We start from the raw sequence: 21,473 nt of genomic DNA, 5'->3' as shown, positions 1-21,473 counted from the left end.
TGTCCTTTTCAGACGCGGGAGTGCCGCCATGCGCATAACCGCCGTGACCTGTGTCAAGAACGAAGGCCCGTTCCTGTTGGAGTGGATCGCCTTCAACCGTCTGCTGGGCGTGACGGATTTTCTCTTTTATTCAAACGACTGCACGGACGGGACGGATGCACTGCTGGACGCTCTGGCGGCGCGCGGCGGTGTGCGGCACCTGCCCAACCCCGCCGAGGGGCGCAACTACCAGATGGAGGCGCTGAAGGATGCGGCGCGGCAGCCCTTGGTGAAGTCGGCGGATTGGGTCTGGATCGCGGATGTGGACGAGTTTCTCAATATCCATGTCGGCGATCACACCATTCCGGCACTGATCGCGGCCTGTGGCGATCCGCAGGCGATCAGCGTGACCTTCCAGTTCTTTGCCAATTGCTGGGTCGAGGCTTTTGCCGACCGGCCGGTGATCGAGCAGTTCACCCGCAGCCACAATCCCGACCTGTGGTGCGATCAGAGTGCGATCGAGGTCAAATCGCTCGTCCGGGCCGATTTCCCGCTGCAATACTACGGCGCGCATCGTCCGTTTTTTCGCAATGATCTGCCCCGCGCGCGCTGGCCCGACTGGCGCGATGGGTCCGGGCGCCCTGTGCCGCCGAAGTTCCTGACTGCCGCGACGCCGCGCCGCATCCGCAAGTTTCCTGCCCATGGCGCCCGGCGGTTCGCGACGCTGAACCACTACGCCTTGCGCTCGCTCGACAGTTATCTGGTCAAGAATGATCGGGGGGATGTGAACCGGGAGAACCGCGATTTCGACGACGTCTATTGGCGCGAGCGCAATGATCCCGCCTGGGAGGATCGGAGCATCGGGCGCTATAGGCCTGCGCTGCGCGCGGCGATGGATGAATTGCTGGACGATCCGGAGATCAGCGCCTTGCATCGGGCCTGCGTTGACGCGCATATTGCCAGACGGGACGCCCTGATGGCAAACCCGGACTATGCGGCCATGTACGCGCATTTGCGCGCCTTGCCAACGTATCCGCCAGCGGAGCAGGCGCTGATCGACGAATTGGAATTGGAGGGATGAGGCGGGTCAAACTGGTCAACCTCGGGCTGCCGAAGTCCGGCACCACCACGCTGGCCGAGGCTTTGACACAAGGCGGCTGGCGCGCCGCCGATCACAAGGTGCGCCGCATCCATTCGCGCAAACATGGGCTTGGCGGGACCTTCATCGCGCGGCAGCTCTACAACGGATATTTCAACTCTGGCAATCCGTTTGAATTCCTCGATCTTTATGATGCGCTGACGGAAATCAGCGTTTTGAAGGCGGATGTCTCGCTCTGGCCGCAATGCGATTATCCGATGATCAAGGCGATGCGGATGGCTCGGCCCGAAATGCTGTTCGTCGCCACATGGCGGCCTGCGGCGGAGCTTTCGGACAGCATGCGGCGCTGGAACAACCTCGGAAAGGATCGGCTGCCCTCCGGTGCCCTGCCTGGCCTGCCGCGCGGCTATGGCGAGACGGATGCGGAGCGCATTCGCTGGATCGAGGGGCATTACGCCATGCTGCGGGACATTTTTGGCGATGATCCGCGCTATCTCGAACTTCCGGTCGCGGCAGAGGATGCGCGGGAGCGGCTGGCCGCCCATACCGGGCTTGAACTGCCGTGGTGGGGCCGCGCCAATGTGAATGCGGACAATCCGGCGGAGGGCGCGGGCTGATGCGGATAGTCCTGCACATCGGCCCCGACGGTCCGTTGACCGACCGCATGCAGCGCATCATGGATGGCAAGCGCGGACAACTTGCCCGAAAGGGCGTGCTCTATCCACGCACACCCGGCGGGCGCAACCACACCCGGCTGTTCATGGCGGTCAGCGATCCGGAGCGCGTCGACACGCTGCGCTTCAATCGTGGTTTTGCCGATCCGGAACGGCAGGACGCGCTGCGCGAGGATGTGCTGCGCGGGCTGCGCGGCGAGGTGGCGGGCAGCGAAGCGGAGGCGATGGTGCTCTCCTGTCATCAGCTTGGCACCGGTCTGGTGACGCAATCCGAATTGACGCGGCTGCGCGAGCTTTTGTCCGAGTTTTCAACCGAGATCACCGTTCTTGCCCATCTCGATGATCCGGCGCGGATGCTGCTGCGGCGCTATGCCGGACAGGTTTTCGACGGGCGCGGCAGCGGGCTTGAACAGGAGCTGGATCTGCTCGGAGCGCCGGATTTTCGCGCCGCGGCGCTGGCGGCACAGCCTGATCCGGACCCGGATGCGGCGCTGTTTCCGGAGGTGCAGGGTCCGGCCTTCTGGCTTGATTTCAAGGGGTTGCAGACCGCATGGGAGGCGATTTTCGGCGAAGGATCGGTTCGATTTCGCAGCCTCGACATCGCGCGACTGTACTCCGAGCGCGGTACCGAGGAAATCCGCGAAAGCTTTGAGATCGCGCCGCGCATCGGCAAGGCGGAGGCCGAGCCGGTCCCGTCCCTGCCCGCCGCCGCGTGGCTGACCCGATGCCGGATGTTCAACGATGTGTTGCAGCAGTTGATCGCAAGGCGCGACCTGATCGTCCCGCGCCCGCTCTGGCGCAAGTTCATGAGCGAATTGAAGCAGCATGGCCCCGCCGTGACCCCCGGCAGCCTCGCCGCCGTCTCCGCGCGCTTCGCTGCGGATATTCAGGCTCTGAGCAAGGAGCACCCCGGGCTCGTCATGGCCCAGATGCAGCCGGACGCGCCGGCTGCCCCCTATCAAGAGGCCGATCCGCAATCCGGTTTTCGCGCGACGCAATATCTGGCGGCCTGGGAATGGCGGATCAAGCAAGGCGACAAGGAGGCCCGCGCGGAGGCCACGCCCGACGCCGACGCTCTGGGCAAGATCGACGATCAGCTCAGCCCCGCCGCCCGCAGCCTGCTGCCGCCTCGTGCAAAGCAGGCCTATGCCCATATCAGCCGCTCTGTGTTCGCCCCGCACAATCGGCTCGGCTCCGTCGATGAAGAACAGCTTGCCGCTGCGTTCCCCGAGGTGCCACGCGCAGCGCCGCAGGGATCGAGCGGACGCGTGATCGTCGGCTGCATGAAGAACGAGGCGCCTTATATCCTTGAGTGGATCGCCTATCACCGCGCCATCGGCGTCGATCAGTTCATCATCTACACCAACGATTGCGAGGACGGCACCGACGCGTTGCTGGACCGGCTTCAGGCTCTTGGCTTCCTTGAGCATCGCGATAACGCGCAGTGGACCGGCAAATCTCCGCAGCAATTCGCGCTCGACGCCGCACAGCAAGAGCCGTTGGTGCAGAATGCCGACTGGCTGATCCATATCGACGTGGACGAATTCATCAATGTGCGCTGTGGCGATGGCACGCTGGATGCGTTTTTCGAACGGGTTCCGGACGCCACCAATATTGCCATGACATGGCGGCTGTTTGGCCACAACGGCGTGACGGCGCTCCGCGACGATCTGGTGATCGACCAATTCGACACCTGCGCCCCGGCCTATTGCCCCAAGCCGCATACGGTCTGGGGCTTCAAGACGATGTTCCGCAACATCGGCGCTTATCAAAAGCTGTCGTGCCATCGCCCGAACAAGCTGACCAAAGGCATGGAAAGCCAAGTGAAATGGGTCAATGGCAGCGGCGAGGACATGACGGCGGAGGCGATCCGAAACGGCTGGCGCAGCTCCAAGCGCTCCATTGGCTATGACCTGCTGCAACTCAACCATTATGCCCTGCGCAGCGCCGAGAGTTTCCTGATCAAACGGCAGCGCGGCCGGGCGCTTCATGTCGATCGCGCCATCGGGCTGAATTACTGGGTCCGCATGGACTGGTCCGGGGCACGCGACGTGACGATCAAGCGCAACATTCCCCGTGTGCGCGCCGAAATGGCCCGGTTGATGGCCGATCCGGAGGTGGCGCGTCTGCACGACGCAGGTTTTGACTGGCACCGGGCCAAGGCCGCCGAATTGCACGCCATGCCGGAATTTGCCGACCTCTATGCGCAGGCGATGGCGCTGCGTCTGACCGAAACCGAGCGGGTCGCCTATGCGCTGTCGCTCGATATGGAGAGCTGAGCCATGGATGGAACACAGGAGCCCCCGCGCGACCCCTACCTGATGTCTCGCGGCATGAAGATCCCCAAACATCCGCAGCTGACCACCGGCCGGGTGCGTGGCGCGATCAAAGCGGACGAATACGAGCGCAAGGAGTGCGACGCGGTCATGCGGGTGGTTCGCCCGACCGACATCGTGCTCGAACTTGGCGGCGGGATCGGCTACATGTCGACGCTGCTTGCCGCCATCAAGAAAGTCCAGCGCGTGGTCAGCTACGAGGCCAACCCGGCGCTGATCCCCTATATCCGCTCGGTCCATGCGGCCAATGACGTCACCAATGTCGACCTGCGCAACGCGCTGCTGATGCCGCAGGCCGGGCCGAAGGTGCCCTTCTACATCCGGCGCAACTTCCTTGCCTCGTCCATGGATGGCGGCGTCGACAGCGCGGAGATCACCGCCACGGAACAGATCGAGCAGCATGGCATAGGCGCAGTGCTGGAGACCGAGCAACCTTCGGTTCTTGTCTGCGATATCGAGGGCGCGGAGGCGACGCTGCTGCCCGCCGGGGATTGGTCCAAGCTGCGCTGTGCCATCATCGAGCTGCATCCGCAGTGGATCGGCCCGGAGGGCGTTCGTGCGGTGTTCGACGCCATGCACGCGGGTGGTCTGACCTATTTTGCCAAGGCGTCCGAAGGCAAGGTCGTCTGCTTCCGGCGCGATTGGTAGCGCGATGAAGATCACCGCCGTCCTGTGCCTGCGAAACGAGGGCGCTTTTCTGCTCGATTGGCTGGCGCATCATTTCGCCTGCGGTGTCAGCCATGTTGTCGTTCTGTCGAATGACTGTCAGGACGGCACCGATGCCATGCTCGACCGCCTGTCCGTGATCGCGCCCGTGACGCATGTTCGCAACGACGGCCCCTATGACAAAGGCGGCATCCAGTTCACCGGGCTGAAGCTGGCGGACAGCGTCCCGGCGGTACAGGAGGCCGATTGGCTGCTGGCGCTGGATATCGACGAATTTGTCAACGTGCACGTTGGCGGGCGCAGCCTGCCGGACCTGATCAACGCCGTGCCGGATGCGACGGCGATCACCCTGACATGGCGGCTCTTTGGCAATGCGGGCGTCACCCATTACGAAGACAGGCCGGTCCCGGAGGTCTTTACCATGGCGGCACCCGAGGTCATGTTCTGGCCGTGGCGGGCAGCGATGTTCAAGACGCTGTATCGCAACGACGGAACCTACGGCAAACTCGGCGTGCACCGCCCGCGCAGCCCGGACAGGGCGCGGCTCGATCAGGCGAGGTGGGTCGATGGCAACGGCAGTCCCCTGTCCGATGGCTTTCGCACAAAGCGCATTTTTTCCGACTATGGCCGCCCGATGTATGGGCTTGCCCAGCTCAACCACTATGCGCTCGGAGCGATGGAAAGCTATGTTCTCAAGTCCGACCGGGGCCGCGCGGTGCACGCGAAGGATCGGCTGGGAATGGATTACTGGGTCGAGCGGAACTGGTGCACGGTGGAGGATCGCAGCATTCTGGCCCTGGCCGAGCAAACACGCGCCGAACGCGAGACGCTTGGCCGCGATCCGGCCCTGGCGGAGCTGCATCGCGCCGCGGTCGCATGGCGCAAACAGCGCTTTGAAACGTTAATGACGGAAGAGCCCATGCGCGCGCTCTTTGCCCGGCTTTGCATGACCCCGCCGTCCCGCCCGATCACGCGCGGCACGGCGCAGGTTCTGACCGGGCATGCGCTGCGCGATCCGCAGAACCGGCCCGCGGCAGACACGCGCCGTTAACCTTATCGCCCGCAATATTTCGCGCATTTTGCACAATTTGGCCCGAAACTCGGGGCATTGTTTCCTGTAAACCGTGCCGATACAGGGACGGAACCAAGGATCGTGCAGCGTACAATGTCAGAGTCTCAAAGCAAATTTCCGCCGGATTTGACTGGCTTGTCCCGGAGCGACTGGTTTGGTGCCCTGCGCAAGATCGGTCAGGACACCGGCTTTGCCGAACCTCTGGGCAGCCACCATGCGGGCATTTTCGTCGAGGATGGCGATACGCTGCTGGTGACGTTCGAGACGACGCTGGGGATTCAGGCGCTGTCGAAGACCCGCACGCCGCTCGGTTTCGAGATGACCGGCGCGCTGGGATGGTCCTCGCTTTCGGTGCTGGCGCATCGCGATACATGGTTTCGCGACCCGCGCGTCTTTACCTTTTTCGATCAGCTCACCGATGATGGCTTTTTTGATGATTTCGAAACCGTCATCTTCTACGGTGCCGGTCCGTGCGGTTATGCGGCGGGGGCCTTTTCAGTGGCCCATCCCGGCTCGCGCGTGCTGATGCTGCAGCCGCAGGCCACGCTCGATCCGCGCGTTACCGAATGGGACGACCGGTTTACCGAACTGCGGCGGCTGAACTTCACGTCTCGCTATGGCTATGCGCCGGACATGATCGACGCGGCCAGCGGTGCCTACGTGCTGTATGATCCGCGCGAGCGGCTCGACGCCATGCATTCAGCGCTGTTCGAAAAGAAGAACGTCACGCGGCTGCGCATGCCGTTCATGGGCGGTGCCTTGCAAAGCGATCTGATCGCGCTCGATCTTCTGCGGCCCCTGCTTGAAGCTGTCGCCACGGGCACGCTGGATACCGCCCGCTTCGCCGCAATGATGCGGGCGCGGCGCGATTACCCGCCCTACTTGCGCAAACTGTTGTCCAAGCTCGACGCCGAAGAGCGCCCCGCCCTGGCGCGGATGCTCTGTGCCAATGTGGTCGGGCGCATGCATGCCCCGCGCTTCCGCCGCCGCCTCGCGCAGCTTGACGGCACAGAAGACGCAGTCTGAGCTGCAATCCGGCATTTGCCATTCTGCCGCATACCCCGGTGACGCAAAGCGGCGCGGCGGGGGCCCGCACCGGACGGAGGCCCGCCAAACCCTCTGGCGATAACCCCTCGCCCATGCTAACGGGCAGCGCATGACACAGCTCACGATCCGCCGCCCCGACGACTGGCACCTGCATCTGCGCGACGGCGCCATGCTAGCCGGTATTGCCCCCGAAAGCGCCCGCCACTTCGGCCGCGCCATCATCATGCCGAATCTTGTCCCGCCCGTCGTGACATCCGAGCAGGCCGCAGCCTACCGCGCCCGCATCCACGATGCGCTGCCGCTGGGGGCGGACTTCACGCCGCTGATGACTCTCTACCTCACCGAACAGACCGACGCCGCCGATGTCGTTCAGGCGCACAAGGACGGCATCATCTCGGCGGTCAAACTCTATCCGGCGGGTGCCACGACGAACTCGGCCTCCGGCGTGACGGACTTCGACAAGGTGCGCGGCGTGCTCGACGCCATGGCCGAGGCCGGCGTGCCGCTCTGTGTGCATGGCGAGGTGGTGGACCCCGACATCGACATATTCGACCGCGAAGCCGTGTTCATCGACCGCGTCCTCGATCCGATCCGCAAGGCGACGCCGGGCCTGCGGGTGATCATGGAGCACATCACCACCAAACAGGGCGTGGATTATGCGCGCTCCGGCGGCGAAACCTTGGGCGCGACGATCACCACGCATCACCTCGTGATCAATCGCAATGCCATTTTGGTCGGGGGCATCAAGCCGCATTACTACTGCCTGCCCGTGGCCAAGCGCGAAGAGCACCGCCTTGCCCTGCGCGAGGCCGCCACATCGGGCGATGCGACGTTCTTCCTTGGCACCGACAGCGCGCCGCACATTGATCCGCTGAAGGAAAATGGCTGCGGCTGTGCCGGGTGCTTTACCGCGACGAACACCATGTCAATCCTTGCGGAAGTCTTTGAACAGGACGAAGCACTTGAAAACCTGGAAGCCTTTGCCTCGCTCAACGGCCCTGCGTTTTACGGGCTGGAGCCCAACGGCACGACGATCACCCTGACCAAGGGGGATCCGGTCGCCTATCCGACCAAGATCGAGACCGGCGACGGGCCGGTCACTGTATTCGATCCGATGATGCCGCTGCACTGGCGCGTGAGCTGAGGACGCAGGCGGCGCCGCCCCGGGCCCTTCGGGAGGCTCCCGAAGGGACATGGACAATAAAGAAGACCAAAGACACGAACGCCGAAAGGACCCCGTGATGATCCCCTCGACCTATCCCTCCGCCGAAGAAATGGCCCGTCTGACCGCCCGCATGCTGTGGGAAATCGAAGCGGTGAACTTCATGCGCGATGAACCGTTCAAGCTCGCTTCCGGGCAGCTTTCACCGGTCTACATCGACTGCCGCAAGCTGATTTCCTTTCCGCGCATTCGCTCGACCCTGATGGATTTCCTCACGGTCACCGTGATGCGCAATGCCGGTTTCGAGGCCTTCGACAATATCGCCGGTGGCGAGACGGCAGGCATTCCCTTTGCCGCGCTGGTGGCGGAGCGGATGGCACTGCCGATGACCTATGTGCGCAAAAAGCCCAAGGGCTATGGCCGCAACGCCCGCATCGAAGGCGCAATGAGCGAGGGCGAGCGCGTTTTGCTGGTGGAAGACCTGACCACTGACGGCGGCTCGAAGCTTTCCTTCGTCGACGCGATCCGCGAGACCGGCGCAAGCTGTGCGCATACGGCGGTGATCTTCTATTACGGCATCTTCCCCGAGACGATCAAAACCCTCGGCGATCACGGCGTATCGCTGCATCACCTGTGCACCTGGTGGGAGGTTCTGGCCGAGGCGCCGGAGAAACACGCCGGTGTTCTGGGCGAGGTCGAGTCGTTCCTCAAGGACCCGCACGCCTGGCGCGCCGCGCAGTCCCAGAGCTGATAGAACAGAAAGTTTCGTCGTGGCGAACAAGCCACGACCCGCTCATCCGGCAACCAGATGTTGACCGCAGCCACGCTCGAATGCCAATATACGGTATGCTGGATGGGCCCACAGCTTATCCCCAGAGATATACAGATTGCCCCGCGCCCGCGGCCTGAGATAGGAGACGGGCTCCGAGCACTTGGGGGAGTGGATATGAACGAGATAACAACAATCAACCCGACAGGTTTGCAGGTCGAAGCGGCGGAAACCATGCCGCATTCCATCGAGGCCGAGCAGCAATTGCTGGGCGCGATCCTGACCAACAACGACATTTATGACCGCGTCGCGTCGGTCATCAACGCCAAGCATTTCTACGATCCGGTGCACACCCGGATCTACGAAGTCGCGGCAGCACGCATCGCCAAGAACAACCTCGCCTCCCCGGTGACGCTCAAGGCCTTCATGGAAGATGACGAGGGCCTGAAGGAGCTTGGCGGGCCTGCCTACCTCGCCCGGCTCGCTGCCAGTGCGGTCAGCAGCTTTGCCGTGCGCGACTATGCGCAGATGATTTATGACCTCGCCATTCGCCGCGATCTGATCGGGCTTGGCCGCGAGATCAGCGAAAAGGCCGCCAAGGTCGATGTCGCCTCCGAGCCGCGCGAGCAGATCGTCGAGGCCGAGCAAAAGCTCTACAAACTCGCCGAACAGGGCCAGACCGAAAGCGGTTTTCAATCCTTCCTCAAGGCGGTGACCGAAGCGGTGAACGTGGCCAATGCGGCCTATCAGCGTGATGGCGGCATGGCGGGCATTTCCACCGGCCTTGTCGATATGGACAAGAAACTCGGCGGTCTGCACCCCTCTGACTTGCTGATTCTCGCGGGTCGTCCGTCGATGGGGAAGACCTCGCTGGCGACCAACCTCGCGTTCAACATCGCCAAAGCCTATAAAAAAGGCGCACGGCCCGATGGCACGACCGGATCGGTCGAGGGCGGGGTCGTCGGCTTTTTCAGCCTTGAAATGAGCGCAGAGCAGCTGGCCAGCCGGATCCTCGCCGAGGCCTCCGAGATTTCCAGCCACAAGATCCGCCAGGGGGACATGGACGAAGGCGAGTTCCGCCGCTTCGTCGAGGCCGCCAAGGAACTGGAAGCCTGCCCGCTCTATATCGACGACACGCCTGCCCTGCCGATCAGCCAGGTCGCCGCACGGGCGCGCCGCCTGAAACGGACCCATGGGCTGGACCTTGTGATCGTCGACTACCTTCAGCTGCTGCGCGGCACCGCAGAGAACCGCGTGCAGGAAATCGGCGAGATTTCCATGGGTCTCAAGGCCATCGCCAAGGAGTTGAATATCCCGGTGATCGCGCTGTCGCAGCTGTCGCGTCAGGTGGAAAACCGCGAAGACAAGCGGCCTCAGCTTTCTGACCTTCGCGAATCCGGCTCGATCGAGCAGGACGCCGACGTGGTCATGTTCGTGTTCCGCGAAGAATACTACGTGGAGCGGGAAAAGCCCGGCGATCACGAGCTGGACAAGATGGCGGATTGGCAGGAGCGCATGAGCCGCCTGCACGGCAAGGCAGAGGTGATCATCGGCAAGCAGCGTCACGGCCCCATCGGCACGGTCGAGCTGTCCTTCGAGAGCCAGTTCACCCGGTTTGGCAACCTTGCCAAACCGTGGCAGCAGGATGGCGGCGAGTTCTGAGAGGCGCCGGACCACGTGGAGACAATCGGATCAGGCGTCTGCAAAGCGGCCTGATCCGCCGCCCCGACCATGGGGCATCAACAGGTTTACAGCATCACCACCCCGCCAAAGGGCACCTGCGCATCCCATCCCTTCGGATCGCCATGTTCGACCAGCGCCGCCTTGATGCAGCCCATATGGGTGACGACGAGCGCCCCGTCTGGCGCCGCGTTCAGGGCCCGGGCAACGCGGCTGTGAAGCTGGGCCACGCTTTCGCCGCCGTGGCCGTCGTAGCCGTGAAAATCGGCCGCCCAGGCATCCAGTTCAGCCCGCGGCAGCGCCTCCCAGGCACGCCCCTCCCAAGCGCCGAAATCCATTTCCCGCCAATCGCTTGAAATCACAACCTCATGTGACAGATGATCCGCGATATGGCTGGCAAGCTGGCGGCAGCGCAGCAGCGGTGAAGAGACGATTGCCGTGACCGGCGGCAAGTCCGCAAGAACCCGGTCTGCCTCATCGTCGAAACTGTCGGCGAGGCGCAGGTCCGTGATGCCGTAGCAGGTCCCCCTGACCACTTCGGGCGTCGTATGGCGCAGCAGCGTCAGAGCCAAATCAAGACCGCCAGAAGCATGCCGATTTCGGCCATCTGCTGAGTACCGCCGAGGCAATCCCCGGTGTAGCCGCCGAGCTTGCGCAGATAGACCGACCGAAACACCTGCCCCAGGGTCGTCGCCCCGACAAATGCAACGGCCGCCACGCCGAGACCCGCCGCGAAGACCAGCCCGAGAAGAACAACGCCCGCATAGATCAACGCCACACGATAGCCCTCCGGCGTTACGGTGGGCGCGGTGAATTTCGCGCCGTCGTGGCGGGCATAATCGGTGGTTGCGATGACATGCACCACCGCCATGCGGCTGATCGCATGTCCGGCAATCAAGGCAACGCCCGCCATCCAGGGCTCGAAGGCCATCAGGATCGACGCCTTTAGCGCCAAAGTCATGCCAAGCGTCACCGCCCCGTAGGTGCCGATGCGGGAGTCGCGCATGATCTCCAGAGCCCGGTCCCGCGTCAGACCACCGCCAAGACCATCGGCGGCATCGGCCAGCCCGTCTTCGTGGAAGGCACCCGTGGCAAGGATCGTCGCGGCCATCGAAAGCAGCACGGCAACGGGCACGGGCACAAGCGCGGAAAACACCCAGAGCACCAAGGCCCCGATCAGCCCGATCAGCGCGCCGACCAGCGGATAATATTTCGTCGCCCGAGCAAGCAGATCATCGGAAAATTCAAGATCGCGCGGCACCGGCAGGCGTGTGAGGAACTGCACCGCCAGGAGGAAAAGCGTCCATTCCAGCCGCAGATCGCGCTTCATTCCGCCTCCGAAACGCCCGCAGAGGCAAAAGACGCCATATCGTTGAGCATCGCGACCGACGCCTTGACAAGCGGCCATGCCAGCGTCGCGCCGGTGCCCTCGCCGAGGCGCATGTCGAGCTGTAGCAACGGCTTGGCCCCAAGGGTATCGAGCAGCACACGGTGGCCCGGCTCGCCGGAGAGGTGGCAGAAGATCATCGCTTCGCGCGCCTTCGGCTCGATCCGCGCCGCCGCGAGCGCGGCCGTGGAAGCGATGTAGCCATCGACCAGGATCATGCGCCGCGCCGCCGCTGCGCCAAGCATGGCGCCCGCCATCATGGCGATTTCAAACCCGCCGAACTCCGCCAGCGCCCGGATCGGGCCAAGCTGTCCGGACACCCGGGCACTGGCCCTGGTCAGGGTTTCGTGCTTGCGGATCAGCCCGTCGTCATCGAGCCCGGTGCCGCGCCCGACCAGCGTGGTCAGCGACGCCTCCGTCAGCCGGTGCGTCACCAGCGCCGCCGCAGACGTATTGCCGATCCCCATCTCGCCAAAGGCGCAGGCGTTCCAGGCACCCTCGGCCCCGATTTCGCGACCGATGGCGATGGCCTTCTTACAGGTCTCCATGCTCATGGCCGGGCCGATCACGCTGTTGCCGGTGCCCTCGCCCAACGGCTCGTCGCGCACCTGAGGGATGTTGAACCGTCCGCCGCAGACCCCGGCATTGACCACCTGAAGGTCCATGCCGACTGTCCTGGTGAAGACATTCGCGGCCGCGCCACCGCCCGCGAAATTCAGCACCATCTGACGGGTGACCTCGGCGGGATAGGCCGAGACACCGGAACGCGCGATTCCGTGGTCGCCCGCGAAGATCACCAGCCGCGCCCGATCCATGACCGGCTCAAGCGTTCCTTGCAGGCGCGCGGTCTTGGCCGCGAGCAATTCAATCTGGCCCAAGGCACCCAAGGGCTTGGTTTTGCCATCAATCTTGGCTTGCAGGTCATCATCGAAGTTTGTCATGGCCAAGCAGTAGCGCCGGGTGACGCGACCCACAAGGCACCATGCGTCGCATTTCCCCCTTGACGCGACAGCGCGGCGTGCGAAACACGGACCCCATGGCACAAGCACGTCTTTCGATTGATCTCGGCGCCCTGCGCGCAAACTGGAGCGCCCTCGCCGGCAAAGCCAGCGCCGAGGCTGGCGCCGTGGTCAAGGCCAACGCCTACGGGCTTGGTATCGAGCAGGTCGCCCCGGCCCTCGCCGCCGAAGGCGCGCGGCGGTTTTTCGTGGCCATCGCCGAAGAAGGCGCGACTCTGCGCCGCATCCTTGGTCCCGGACCGGAGATCTGCGTCTTTTCCGGCCACATGGCAGGCGATGCCGCGATGATCGGCGAAGCAAAGCTGACCCCGATGATCAATTCCATCGACCAGATGTTGCGCCACGTGGAAAGCCTGCCGGGGCATCCCTTCGGCATTCAGCTCGACAGCGGCATGAACCGGCTCGGAATGGAACCGGCCGAGTGGAACGCGCTGCGCGATATTGCCCTGGCTCAGAAACCGACGCTGATCATGAGCCATCTGGCCTGCGCCGATGAGCCGGATCATCCGATGAATGCGCATCAGCTGCGCAGCTTTCGGGATATGACCGATGGCATCGACACGCCGCGTTCGCTCTCGGCCACCGGCGGCATCCTGCTTGGGCCGGACTACCATTTCGACGTGACCCGCCCCGGCATCGGGCTTTATGGTGGCCTGCCCTTTGTCGATGCCCGGCCCGTTGCCACGCTGGCAATTCCGGTGATCCAGGTTCGCGAGATCGCCGCTGGGGAAACCGTCGGCTATGGCAATACCTTCACCGCTCCCGCACCCATGCGCGTGGCCACCATCGCCGGCGGTTATGCCGATGGGATCCTTCGGGGGATGGGACCGGAGGCGCATGTCTGGGCGGAGGACACCCGCTGCAAGGTGCTTGGCCGGATCTCCATGGATCTGATCGGGGTCGATGTGACCGCGCTGAACACCGAGCCTGAAACGCTGGAATTGCTGGGCAAGCATCAGTCGGTGGACACGCTGGCCGGGTGGGCCGGCACCATCGGCTATGAAATCCTGACCTCGCTGGGCCAGCGCTACGCCCGCGCGTACCACGGCGCATGATCCTGCTCTCGCCCCTGGGTGCGCTTGGGCGTACGATGCTCGGGTTCCTGGCCGCCATTGGCCGCGTCGCGCTGTTTGCGGCCTCGGCGGTCAGCCACATCGTGCGGCCGCCCTTCTATGGCCGCGAATTCGCGATGGCGCTTTTCAATATCGGGTGGCTGTCGCTTCCGGTTGTCGGCCTGACGGCGATTTTTACCGGCGCGGCGCTGGCCTTGCAGATCTACGCCGGCGGCGCGCGCTTCAATGCCGAGGCGGTGGTGCCGCAGATCGTCGCGATCGGCATGGTGCGCGAGCTTGGCCCCGTTCTGGTGGGTCTTATGATCGCGGCGCGCGTCACCTCCTCAATCGCGGCGGAAATCGCCACCATGAAGGTCACCGAACAGATTGACGCCCTGGTGACCCTCTCCACCAATCCAATGAAATACCTCACCGCGCCGCGGGTTCTGGCGGCGCTGTTGGTGGTTCCGGCTCTGGTCGGCGTCGGCGATATCATCGGCGTGTTCGGCGGTTATGTCGTGGCGACCGGCTCGCTCGGCTTCAACCCCGCCGCCTATATCAAGAACACGGTGGATTTCCTCGAACCGCTCGACATCATCTCTTCGTTGGTCAAGGGCTGCGTCTTTGGCGGCATCGCGGCCCTTATGGGTTGCTACTACGGCATGAACTCGGGGCGCGGCGCGCAGGGCGTGGGCCGCGCCACCAAGGGATCGGTCGAGGCTGCCGCCGTGCTGATCCTCGCCGCCAACTTCCTGCTGACGGGGGTGTTCTTCTCGCTATGATCGAACTCCGCAACGTCAAGAAAGCCTTTGGCCAGAAGGTCGTCCTGCGCAATGTCGATCTGACCATCGCGTCCGGCACTTCCATGGTCATCATCGGCGGCTCCGGCACCGGGAAGTCCGTGCTGCTCAAGTCCGTGCTCGGCCTTGTGACGCCGGACAGCGGTCTCATCACGCTCGACGGGCAGGACGTGGCGAAGGGCGACCGCGATGCCTTTCTCGCGCGGTTCGGGATGCTGTTCCAGGGCGGCGCGCTGTTCGATTCCCTGACGGTCTGGCAAAACGTCGCCTTCCGCCTTCTGCGCGGATCTCTGAAAAGGCCAAAAGCCGAGGCCCGCGAGATCGCCATCGAAAAGCTGCGCCGCGTCGGGCTGAAACCCGATGTTGCGGACCTGTTTCCGGCGGAGCTGTCGGGCGGCATGCAAAAGCGCGTCGGCCTTGCCCGTGCGATCGCCGCCGAACCCGAGATCATCTTCTTTGACGAGCCGACCACCGGCCTCGATCCGATCATGTCGGGTGTCATCAACGACCTGATCCGCGAAATCGTCGTCGAAATGGGCGTGACCGCCATGACCATCACCCACGACATGACCTCCGTGCGGGCCATCGCCGACACTGTTGCCATGCTGCACGACGGGGTGATCCAGTGGAGCGGCGCGATATCGGACATGGACCAATCGGGGGACCCCTACCTCGATCAATTCATTGCGGGCCGCGCAGAGGGGCCGATCGAGGCCATCCGATGAGCTTTTTCGAGCCGGATCCGGTGTTGCTCTGGTTTCTGTTCTTCAAGAAATTCGTGTATCTAGAAGTGCTTGCGCTCCTCTCCTTCACCCGAATCCTCCAGGAGCGCGGCCCGAGCCGCTGGCTCGCGCTGATCGCCCTGATCCTCGCGCTTGCCGGGGTTGCCACGGTCTTCGCCCCGGCTGCGGGGCTGAACGATGGGGCGGTCTATGTCCGGGCGGAGGCCTTGCTGCGCCACGGTGGCGGGCTTATCGCGCTGCTCGTACCGTCCGCATTCCTTGTCCTGTCCGGGGCGCTCAAGACCGCCCGCGCGCGATGGATCGACGTGCTTCACGGCCTGCTGGTGCTGACCCTGCTCGGGTTTGCATGGTACGCCGCGTGATGCGCTGGGTGAACCTCGCCCTGCTGATCTTCTATCCCGTCGCATGGATTGCACCTCTGCTGCGCGCCGGGCTGCTGCCACTGTTTGGCCTGAGCGAAATTTCGGTTATTTCCGGCCTGCAGAGCCTTTGGGGAACGGATGTGTTTCTCGCCTTGCTGGTCACGGTCTTCGCGCTTTTTGCGCCCCTGCTGAAAACGCTCGGGCTGGCCCTGATCCAGTTTCACTTTCTCGACCGCCGCGCCCTGCCTGCGGTCAACCTGCTGGGCAAGTTTGCCATGGCTGACGTCTTCCTGATCGCGGTCTATATCACCCTCGCCAAGGGCATGGGTATCGGACGGGTGGAGACCGCCTGGGGCCTTTACCTGTTCACCGCCTGTATTCTCGCTTCTGTGACGCTCGGCGCATTGGAGAGCAGGAAACCGGTCGACCCAACCGTCTAGCGCCCGCATCCCGGTCTTCGACGCCAAGCCAATCGCATTCCAGGGTGGCGGTCGCGGCACCGACCTCGCGATATCGGCCTGCGAAGCATCAGCGCAGCCATTGGCCCCGGCGACAGATTGCGGCATAAGGCCCGCAATCCCACCTCACGACCGGACGTATCATGGCCAAACCGACCCTCACCTTCGTTTGCCAATCCTGCGGCGCGGCCTTTTCCAAATGGTCAGGGCGCTGCGACGGCTGCGGCGAATGGAACACGATCCAGGAGGAAAAGCCGCTCTCCGAAGGGCCGGGCAAGCAGGCCTTGTCGGGGCGCGGGCGGGCCGTGGTCCTGACCGATCTGGCGACACAGGAGCCACCGCCCCCGCGCACCGCCTCTGCCCTGTCTGAACTCGACCGCGTTCTCGGCGGGGGTCTTGTCCCGGCCAGTGCCGTGCTCGTCGGCGGCGATCCGGGTATCGGCAAATCGACGCTTCTGCTGCAGGCCGCGGCGGCCTTCGCCAAATCCGGGCTGAAGGTGATCTATATCTCCGGCGAGGAAGCCAGCGCCCAGGTCCGCCTGCGGGCGCAGCGTCTCGGGCTGACCGATGCGCAGGTCAAGCTTGCCGCCGAAACGAACCTTCGCGACATTCTCACCACGCTGGATGTCGAACGACCGGACCTCGCCATCGTTGATTCGATCCAGACCATGTGGTCCGACACCGTCGGCAGCGCCCCCGGCTCGGTCTCTCAGGTGCGCGCCGCTGCTCATGAGCTGACCAGTTTCGCCAAGAAGCGTGGCAGTGCGGTCATCATGGTCGGCCATGTGACCAAGGACGGCCAGATCGCCGGGCCGCGCGTTGTCGAACATATGGTCGATACCGTGCTTTATTTCGAAGGTGAGCGCGGCCATCAGTTCCGCATTCTGCGCAGCGTCAAGAACCGCTTTGGCCCCGCCGACGAGATCGGCGTGTTCGAAATGACCGGTGCGGGCCTTGCCGAGGTGCTCAACCCTTCGGCGCTTTTCCTGTCGGAACGCGGCACGCCGGCGCCCGGCTCCGTGGTTTTTTCCGGGATCGAGGGAACGCGTCCGGTTCTGGTCGAGCTTCAGGCCCTCGTCGCCCCCTCCCCGCACAGCCAGCCCCGGCGCAGTGTCGTCGGCTGGGACGGCTCACGGCTCGCCATGATTCTCGCGGTGCTCGAATCGCGCTGCGGCATTCCATTTACCGGGCTCGACGTCTACCTCAACGTCGCTGGCGGCATGAAAATCAGTGAGCCCGCAGCGGACCTTGCGGTCGCCGCCGCACTGCTTTCCGCCCGCGAAGACACCGCATTGCCCGCCGAGACGGTTGTTTTTGGGGAAATAAGCCTCTCCGGTGCGCTTCGGCCGGTGGGTCAGACCGAAAACAGGTTGAAAGAAGCCCAAAAACTTGGTTTCTCCACGGCGATCCTGCCCAAAGGCGGCAAGGCAGCCTCGAACAAAGCGATGAAACTGTCCCGCATGGGCGATCTCGCGTCCTTTGTTGGTGAGGTCTTTGGCGCCGGATGATCCGGGCCGGGCAGATATTTGAAGCACGACAAAAGGACGGGCAGCGCGTATGGAAGGTTTCACGATCATCGACGGGGCGGTGGCCGTCATCATCGTCCTCTCGGCCCTTTTGGCCTATTCGCGCGGCCTCGTGCGGGAGACCATGGCAATTGCGGGCTGGATCGTCGCCGCGATCCTCGCCTTCATGTTTGCGCCGCAGGTGCAGCCGCTGGTCAAGGAAATTCCGGTCATCGGCGATTTCCTGTCGGACAGCTGCGAATTGTCGATCATTGCCGCCTTTGCTGCGGTCTTTACCGTCGCTCTGGTGATCACCTCGTTCTTCACACCGTTGTTTTCCTCGCTGATCAAGAGGTCCGCGCTTGGCGGGCTCGATCAGGCGCTTGGCTTTTTCTTCGGTGTGGCACGCGGTGTGCTGCTCGTGGCTGTCGGCTTTTTCGTCTACGAGACCGTGATCACGGCGCAGGACATTCCGATGATCGACGACTCGCGCTCTGCCGCCGTTTTCTCGCGCTTTACGAACCGCATCGAAGAGCAGAACCCGGAGCAGGCGCTTGGCTGGATCACCGGCCAGTACGAACAGCTCGTCGGTGTGTGTGCAGCCCCCGCCCCGGACGCGCCGAGCGCCAGCGATACCTGACAGCGGCGGACAAAATACCAAAGGACAAAAGCGGGACGGCACGGCCGAGCCCGCTTTTTTATTGGCCAGATCCGCCGACCGACGGACTCATGGCCGAGTCGCAATCCGCCCGGCCGCAAACGTTTTAACCAATTTTCGACGTCAGGCGGCGCAACGCCCGGAAAACATGCGAGGCATGTGGGGGGGTTATGAATAACCTGCCGACAAAATGTTATCGTTTCGTGACACTCGGGCTTTCAGGCAGTATGTGAGGGCCACACCGCACAGTCAGGATTCGGAGCGCCATTTGTCCGACCGCCATATGCCACCCGCCCATCCGTTTGATTTCGACTACGCTCAGGACGACATGTCCGGCGATACGCTGCATGAAGAATGCGGTGTATTCGGCGTTGTCGGGGTCACCGATGCCGCGAATTTCGTCGCCCTTGGTCTGCATGCTCTCCAGCATCGCGGACAGGAGGCTGGCGGGATCGTCTGCCATCATCCGGATCACGGGTTCAACTCCGCACGTCGCTTTGGCTACGTCCGGGACAGCTTCACCAAGCAATCGCTGATGGAGACGCTGCCGGGGCCCGTGGCCATCGGCCACGTCCGCTATTCAACCGCAGGCTCCAAGGGCCAGACCGCGATCCGTGATGTTCAGCCGTTCTTTGGCGAGTTTTCCATGGGCGGCGCGGCAATTGCCCACAACGGCAACATCACCAACGCCGATGCCCTGCGCAAGGAGCTGATCGAACGCGGCTCGATCTTCCAGTCCTCGTCGGATTCGGAATGCATCATCCACCTGATGGCCCGCTCCCTGCAGCGCAACATCCCCGAACGCATGGAAGATGCGCTGCGCCGTGTCGAAGGGGCGTTTTCCGTTGTTGCCATGACCCGCACCAAGCTGATCGGTGTGCGCGACCCGCTGGGGGTGCGCCCGCTGGTGCTTGGCAAGATCGCAGATGGCTATGCACTTTCCTCCGAGACCTGCGCGCTCGACATCATCGGCGCCGAGTTCGTGCGCGAGATCGAGCCGGGCGAGATGGTCGTGATCACCGACAAGGGCGAGATCGAAAGCACGCGGCCCTTCCGCCCGCGCCCGTCGCGGTTCTGCATCTTCGAACATGTCTATTTCTCGCGCCCCGACAGCATCATCGGGGGGCGCTCTGTCTATGAAACCCGCCGTCAGATCGGTGTGGAGCTGGCCCGCGAGGCGCCGATGGACGCGGACCTTGTCTGTCCGGTGCCGGACAGCGGCACCCCGGCGGCCATCGGCTTTGCCCATGAGAGCGGTATTCCTTACGGCATGGGAATCGTGCGCAACCAGTACATGGGCCGGACCTTCATCGAGCCTACGGAGCAGATCCGTAACATGGGTGTACGCCTGAAGCTGAACGTGAACCGCGCCCTGATCAAGGGCAAGCGCGTGATCCTCGTGGACGACTCGGTGGTGCGTGGCACGACCTCCCGCAAGATCAAGGAAATGATCCTTGATGCGGGCGCAGCGGAAGTGCACTTCCGCATCGCCTCTCCGCCGACCGCCTGGCCATGTTTCTACGGTGTCGACACACCGCAGCGCGAAAAACTGCTGGCCGCGACCATGTCCGAGGACGAAATGCGCGAGCATCTCGGTGTCGATTCGCTCAAATTCATCTCGCTTGATGGCCTCTACCGGGCCGTCGGCGAGGCAGAAGGCCGCAAGGCAAGCTGCCCGCAGTACTGCGACGCCTGCTTCTCCGGCGAATACCCTGTAGAACCGGCGGACATGATCCAGAAGGGCTTCCAGATGAAGGCCGCCGAGTAAGGTTTCGTTAAGATCTCCTGCGGGTTTCCGCCGGGTTCATGGCAAAACGAGCAAAGGGGCGCCGAGCAATCGGTGCCCCTCTTTCGCACCTGCAGCATGGGCGCTATCAGCCGGTCCGCCATCCCCGTTGCTCCGGTGCGGCTGGCCGCAACCGCTATACAGAGGCTCCAAATGCTCACCAAATCGCTCCGCCCCAAAGCGCGGCCCGACACGCTGGCCGCCAAAGCCAAAGCCTTGGCCGACAATCCCGTTGTCTCGGAGGGCGACACGCCCGCCGAAGTTCAGAAAATCGCCACAACCGAGACGAGCCTGCCCGGCACCGAGCCGATGGTGCTCGGTGTGTTTGGCAAGGAAAGCGCCCAAACCGCGCTGATCCGCCTGCCCAACGGTGTGGTGAGCAAAGTGTCGGTCGGCAGCCGGATCGGCGCACAGCAAGTGATCGCCGTGGCCACGGATACGGTCACTTTGACGAACTCCACGCGCCTGCGAATGCCGATCTGAAGACGGGACAAAGTGCCCCGCTTGACCTTCGGCGCGTTCCGCCGCAAAGGAGGGCCATGACCAAACTTGCTCTGATCACCGGCGCGTCACGCGGCCTTGGCTTTGCCCTCGCTGAGGCGCTGGCCCCCGACTTTCACATCATCGCTGTCGCCCGCACCGTGGGCGGGCTCGAAGATCTGGACGACCGGATCAAGGACAAGGGCGGCGAGGCCACGCTGGCGCCCATGGACATCTGCAACCGCGATGCCATGGCACACCTGTGCCGCTCCGTGTTCGACCGCTGGGGACCGGGGACGGAAGCGGATGGCACGGTCGCCCTCTGGGCGCATACGGCGATCCACGCCGCGCCGCTGACCCCCGCACATCACATGGATCAAAAGGATTGGCAGAAGTCGCTGTCGATCAACGTCGATGCCATGGGGCACCTGATCCCCTTCGTTGCGCCCCTGCTCGGCACCAACGGTCAGGCGCTGTTCTTCGACGATCCGCACGCGGGTGAGAAGTTCTTTGGCCACTACGGCACCACCAAGGCGGCGCAGATCGCCCTGGCGCACAGCTGGCAGGCCGAGAGCGCCCAGATCGGCCCGAAAGTGCACATCCTGCAGCCGCGCCCGCTGGCCACGGCGACGCGCGCGCGGTTCTTTCCCGGTGAAGATCGGGAGACGCTCATCCGTCCTTCGGAAGAGGCAAAGCGTCTGCTGGAGAGCCTGAACGCCTGAGCGTCGCAGCGGATTTG

General features: G+C 63.8%; 22 protein-coding genes. 19 read left to right on the top strand and 3 right to left on the bottom strand.

The window, feature by feature from the left end; translation table 11 throughout:
- The first annotated feature begins 28 nt into the window (after positions 1-28).
- The 9 genes from ACN2XU_RS13100 (at position 29) to ACN2XU_RS13060 (ending at position 10,466) form a co-directional block, all read left to right on the top strand.
- Positions 29-1,060, top strand: coding sequence for a glycosyltransferase family 2 protein (locus ACN2XU_RS13100; RefSeq protein ID WP_419410892.1), 1,032 nt, complete (start codon positions 29-31; stop codon positions 1,058-1,060).
- Positions 1,057-1,695 (top strand): hypothetical protein, encoded by a 639-nt coding sequence (locus ACN2XU_RS13095; RefSeq protein WP_419410891.1) that lies wholly within the window; start codon positions 1,057-1,059, stop codon positions 1,693-1,695. Before ACN2XU_RS13100 ends, ACN2XU_RS13095 begins: the two co-directional genes overlap by 4 nt.
- Entirely contained in the window at positions 1,695-4,031 is a 2,337-nt protein-coding gene (locus tag ACN2XU_RS13090; RefSeq protein ID WP_419410890.1) for a glycosyltransferase family 2 protein, read from the top strand. The genes ACN2XU_RS13095 and ACN2XU_RS13090 overlap by 1 nt, the downstream gene beginning before the upstream one ends.
- Positions 4,032-4,034: 3 nt before the next feature.
- On the top strand, positions 4,035-4,736 hold the full coding sequence (locus ACN2XU_RS13085; protein ID WP_419410889.1) for an FkbM family methyltransferase: 702 nt from the start codon (positions 4,035-4,037) through the stop codon (positions 4,734-4,736).
- 4 nt (positions 4,737-4,740) lie between these two features.
- Entirely contained in the window at positions 4,741-5,805 is a 1,065-nt protein-coding gene (locus ACN2XU_RS13080) for a glycosyltransferase family 2 protein (RefSeq protein WP_419410888.1), read from the top strand.
- A 156-nt stretch (positions 5,806-5,961) separates the two neighbouring features.
- Positions 5,962-6,852: a phosphoadenosine phosphosulfate reductase gene (locus tag ACN2XU_RS13075; protein WP_419410887.1), complete on the top strand. Its 891-nt coding sequence runs from the start codon at positions 5,962-5,964 to the stop codon at positions 6,850-6,852.
- 130 nt (positions 6,853-6,982) lie between these two features.
- Complete coding sequence (pyrC, locus tag ACN2XU_RS13070) at positions 6,983-8,017, top strand: dihydroorotase (RefSeq protein WP_419410886.1); 1,035 nt, start codon at positions 6,983-6,985, stop codon at positions 8,015-8,017.
- A gap of 97 nt (positions 8,018-8,114) precedes the next feature.
- Positions 8,115-8,786: an orotate phosphoribosyltransferase gene (locus ACN2XU_RS13065; protein WP_419410885.1), complete on the top strand. Its 672-nt coding sequence runs from the start codon at positions 8,115-8,117 to the stop codon at positions 8,784-8,786.
- A gap of 195 nt (positions 8,787-8,981) precedes the next feature.
- Positions 8,982-10,466, top strand: coding sequence for a replicative DNA helicase (locus tag ACN2XU_RS13060; RefSeq protein WP_419410884.1), 1,485 nt, complete (start codon positions 8,982-8,984; stop codon positions 10,464-10,466).
- Between the two features lie 86 nt (positions 10,467-10,552).
- Here ACN2XU_RS13060 and ACN2XU_RS13055 read toward each other — a convergent pair whose 3' ends face one another.
- The 3 genes from ACN2XU_RS13055 to cobT are packed head-to-tail and all read right to left on the bottom strand — an operon-like array spanning position 10,553 to position 12,812.
- Positions 10,553-11,056, bottom strand: coding sequence for a histidine phosphatase family protein (locus tag ACN2XU_RS13055; RefSeq protein WP_419410883.1), 504 nt, complete (start codon positions 11,054-11,056; stop codon positions 10,553-10,555).
- Complete coding sequence (gene cobS / locus ACN2XU_RS13050; protein ID WP_419410882.1) at positions 11,047-11,814, bottom strand: adenosylcobinamide-GDP ribazoletransferase; 768 nt, start codon at positions 11,812-11,814, stop codon at positions 11,047-11,049. Before cobS ends, ACN2XU_RS13055 begins: the two co-directional genes overlap by 10 nt.
- Entirely contained in the window at positions 11,811-12,812 is a 1,002-nt protein-coding gene (cobT, locus tag ACN2XU_RS13045; RefSeq protein ID WP_419410957.1) for a nicotinate-nucleotide--dimethylbenzimidazole phosphoribosyltransferase, read from the bottom strand. Before cobT ends, cobS begins: the two co-directional genes overlap by 4 nt.
- 95 nt (positions 12,813-12,907) lie before the next feature.
- On the opposite strand from cobT, the gene alr reads away from it, so the two are divergent.
- From alr to ACN2XU_RS12995, 10 genes are all read left to right on the top strand, one after another.
- Positions 12,908-13,945, top strand: coding sequence for an alanine racemase (gene alr, locus ACN2XU_RS13040; protein WP_419410881.1), 1,038 nt, complete (start codon positions 12,908-12,910; stop codon positions 13,943-13,945).
- Positions 13,942-14,724, top strand: coding sequence for an MlaE family ABC transporter permease (locus ACN2XU_RS13035; protein WP_419410880.1), 783 nt, complete (start codon positions 13,942-13,944; stop codon positions 14,722-14,724). Before alr ends, ACN2XU_RS13035 begins: the two co-directional genes overlap by 4 nt.
- The gene (locus ACN2XU_RS13030; protein WP_419410879.1) at positions 14,721-15,467 is read left to right on the top strand and encodes an ABC transporter ATP-binding protein; all 747 of its coding nucleotides are present in this window, start codon (positions 14,721-14,723) and stop codon (positions 15,465-15,467) included. The genes ACN2XU_RS13035 and ACN2XU_RS13030 overlap by 4 nt, the downstream gene beginning before the upstream one ends.
- A complete protein-coding gene (locus tag ACN2XU_RS13025; RefSeq protein WP_419410878.1) occupies positions 15,464-15,847 on the top strand; it encodes a hypothetical protein in 384 nt (127 codons plus the stop codon). Before ACN2XU_RS13030 ends, ACN2XU_RS13025 begins: the two co-directional genes overlap by 4 nt.
- Positions 15,832-16,287, top strand: a complete 456-nt coding sequence (locus ACN2XU_RS13020) for a paraquat-inducible protein A (RefSeq protein ID WP_419410877.1) — start codon at positions 15,832-15,834, stop codon at positions 16,285-16,287. The genes ACN2XU_RS13025 and ACN2XU_RS13020 overlap by 16 nt, the downstream gene beginning before the upstream one ends.
- Positions 16,288-16,448: 161 nt before the next feature.
- Positions 16,449-17,813 (top strand): DNA repair protein RadA, encoded by a 1,365-nt coding sequence (gene radA, locus ACN2XU_RS13015; protein WP_419410876.1) that lies wholly within the window; start codon positions 16,449-16,451, stop codon positions 17,811-17,813.
- Positions 17,814-17,862: 49 nt separating this feature from the next.
- Complete coding sequence (locus tag ACN2XU_RS13010) at positions 17,863-18,450, top strand: CvpA family protein (protein ID WP_419410875.1); 588 nt, start codon at positions 17,863-17,865, stop codon at positions 18,448-18,450.
- A 301-nt stretch (positions 18,451-18,751) separates the two neighbouring features.
- Positions 18,752-20,236 (top strand): amidophosphoribosyltransferase, encoded by a 1,485-nt coding sequence (gene purF, locus ACN2XU_RS13005; RefSeq protein ID WP_419410956.1) that lies wholly within the window; start codon positions 18,752-18,754, stop codon positions 20,234-20,236.
- 171 nt (positions 20,237-20,407) lie between these two features.
- Positions 20,408-20,737, top strand: a complete 330-nt coding sequence (locus ACN2XU_RS13000) for a hypothetical protein (RefSeq protein ID WP_419410874.1) — start codon at positions 20,408-20,410, stop codon at positions 20,735-20,737.
- A 56-nt stretch (positions 20,738-20,793) separates the two neighbouring features.
- The gene (locus ACN2XU_RS12995) at positions 20,794-21,456 is read left to right on the top strand and encodes an SDR family NAD(P)-dependent oxidoreductase (protein WP_419410873.1); all 663 of its coding nucleotides are present in this window, start codon (positions 20,794-20,796) and stop codon (positions 21,454-21,456) included.
- The last annotated feature ends 17 nt before the right edge of the window (positions 21,457-21,473 follow it).

The sequence above is a fragment of the Pacificoceanicola niger genome (assembly GCF_048553275.1).
Taxonomy (GTDB): domain Bacteria; phylum Pseudomonadota; class Alphaproteobacteria; order Rhodobacterales; family Rhodobacteraceae; genus Pacificoceanicola.
This window is presented reverse-complemented; position numbering and strand designations above follow the sequence as displayed.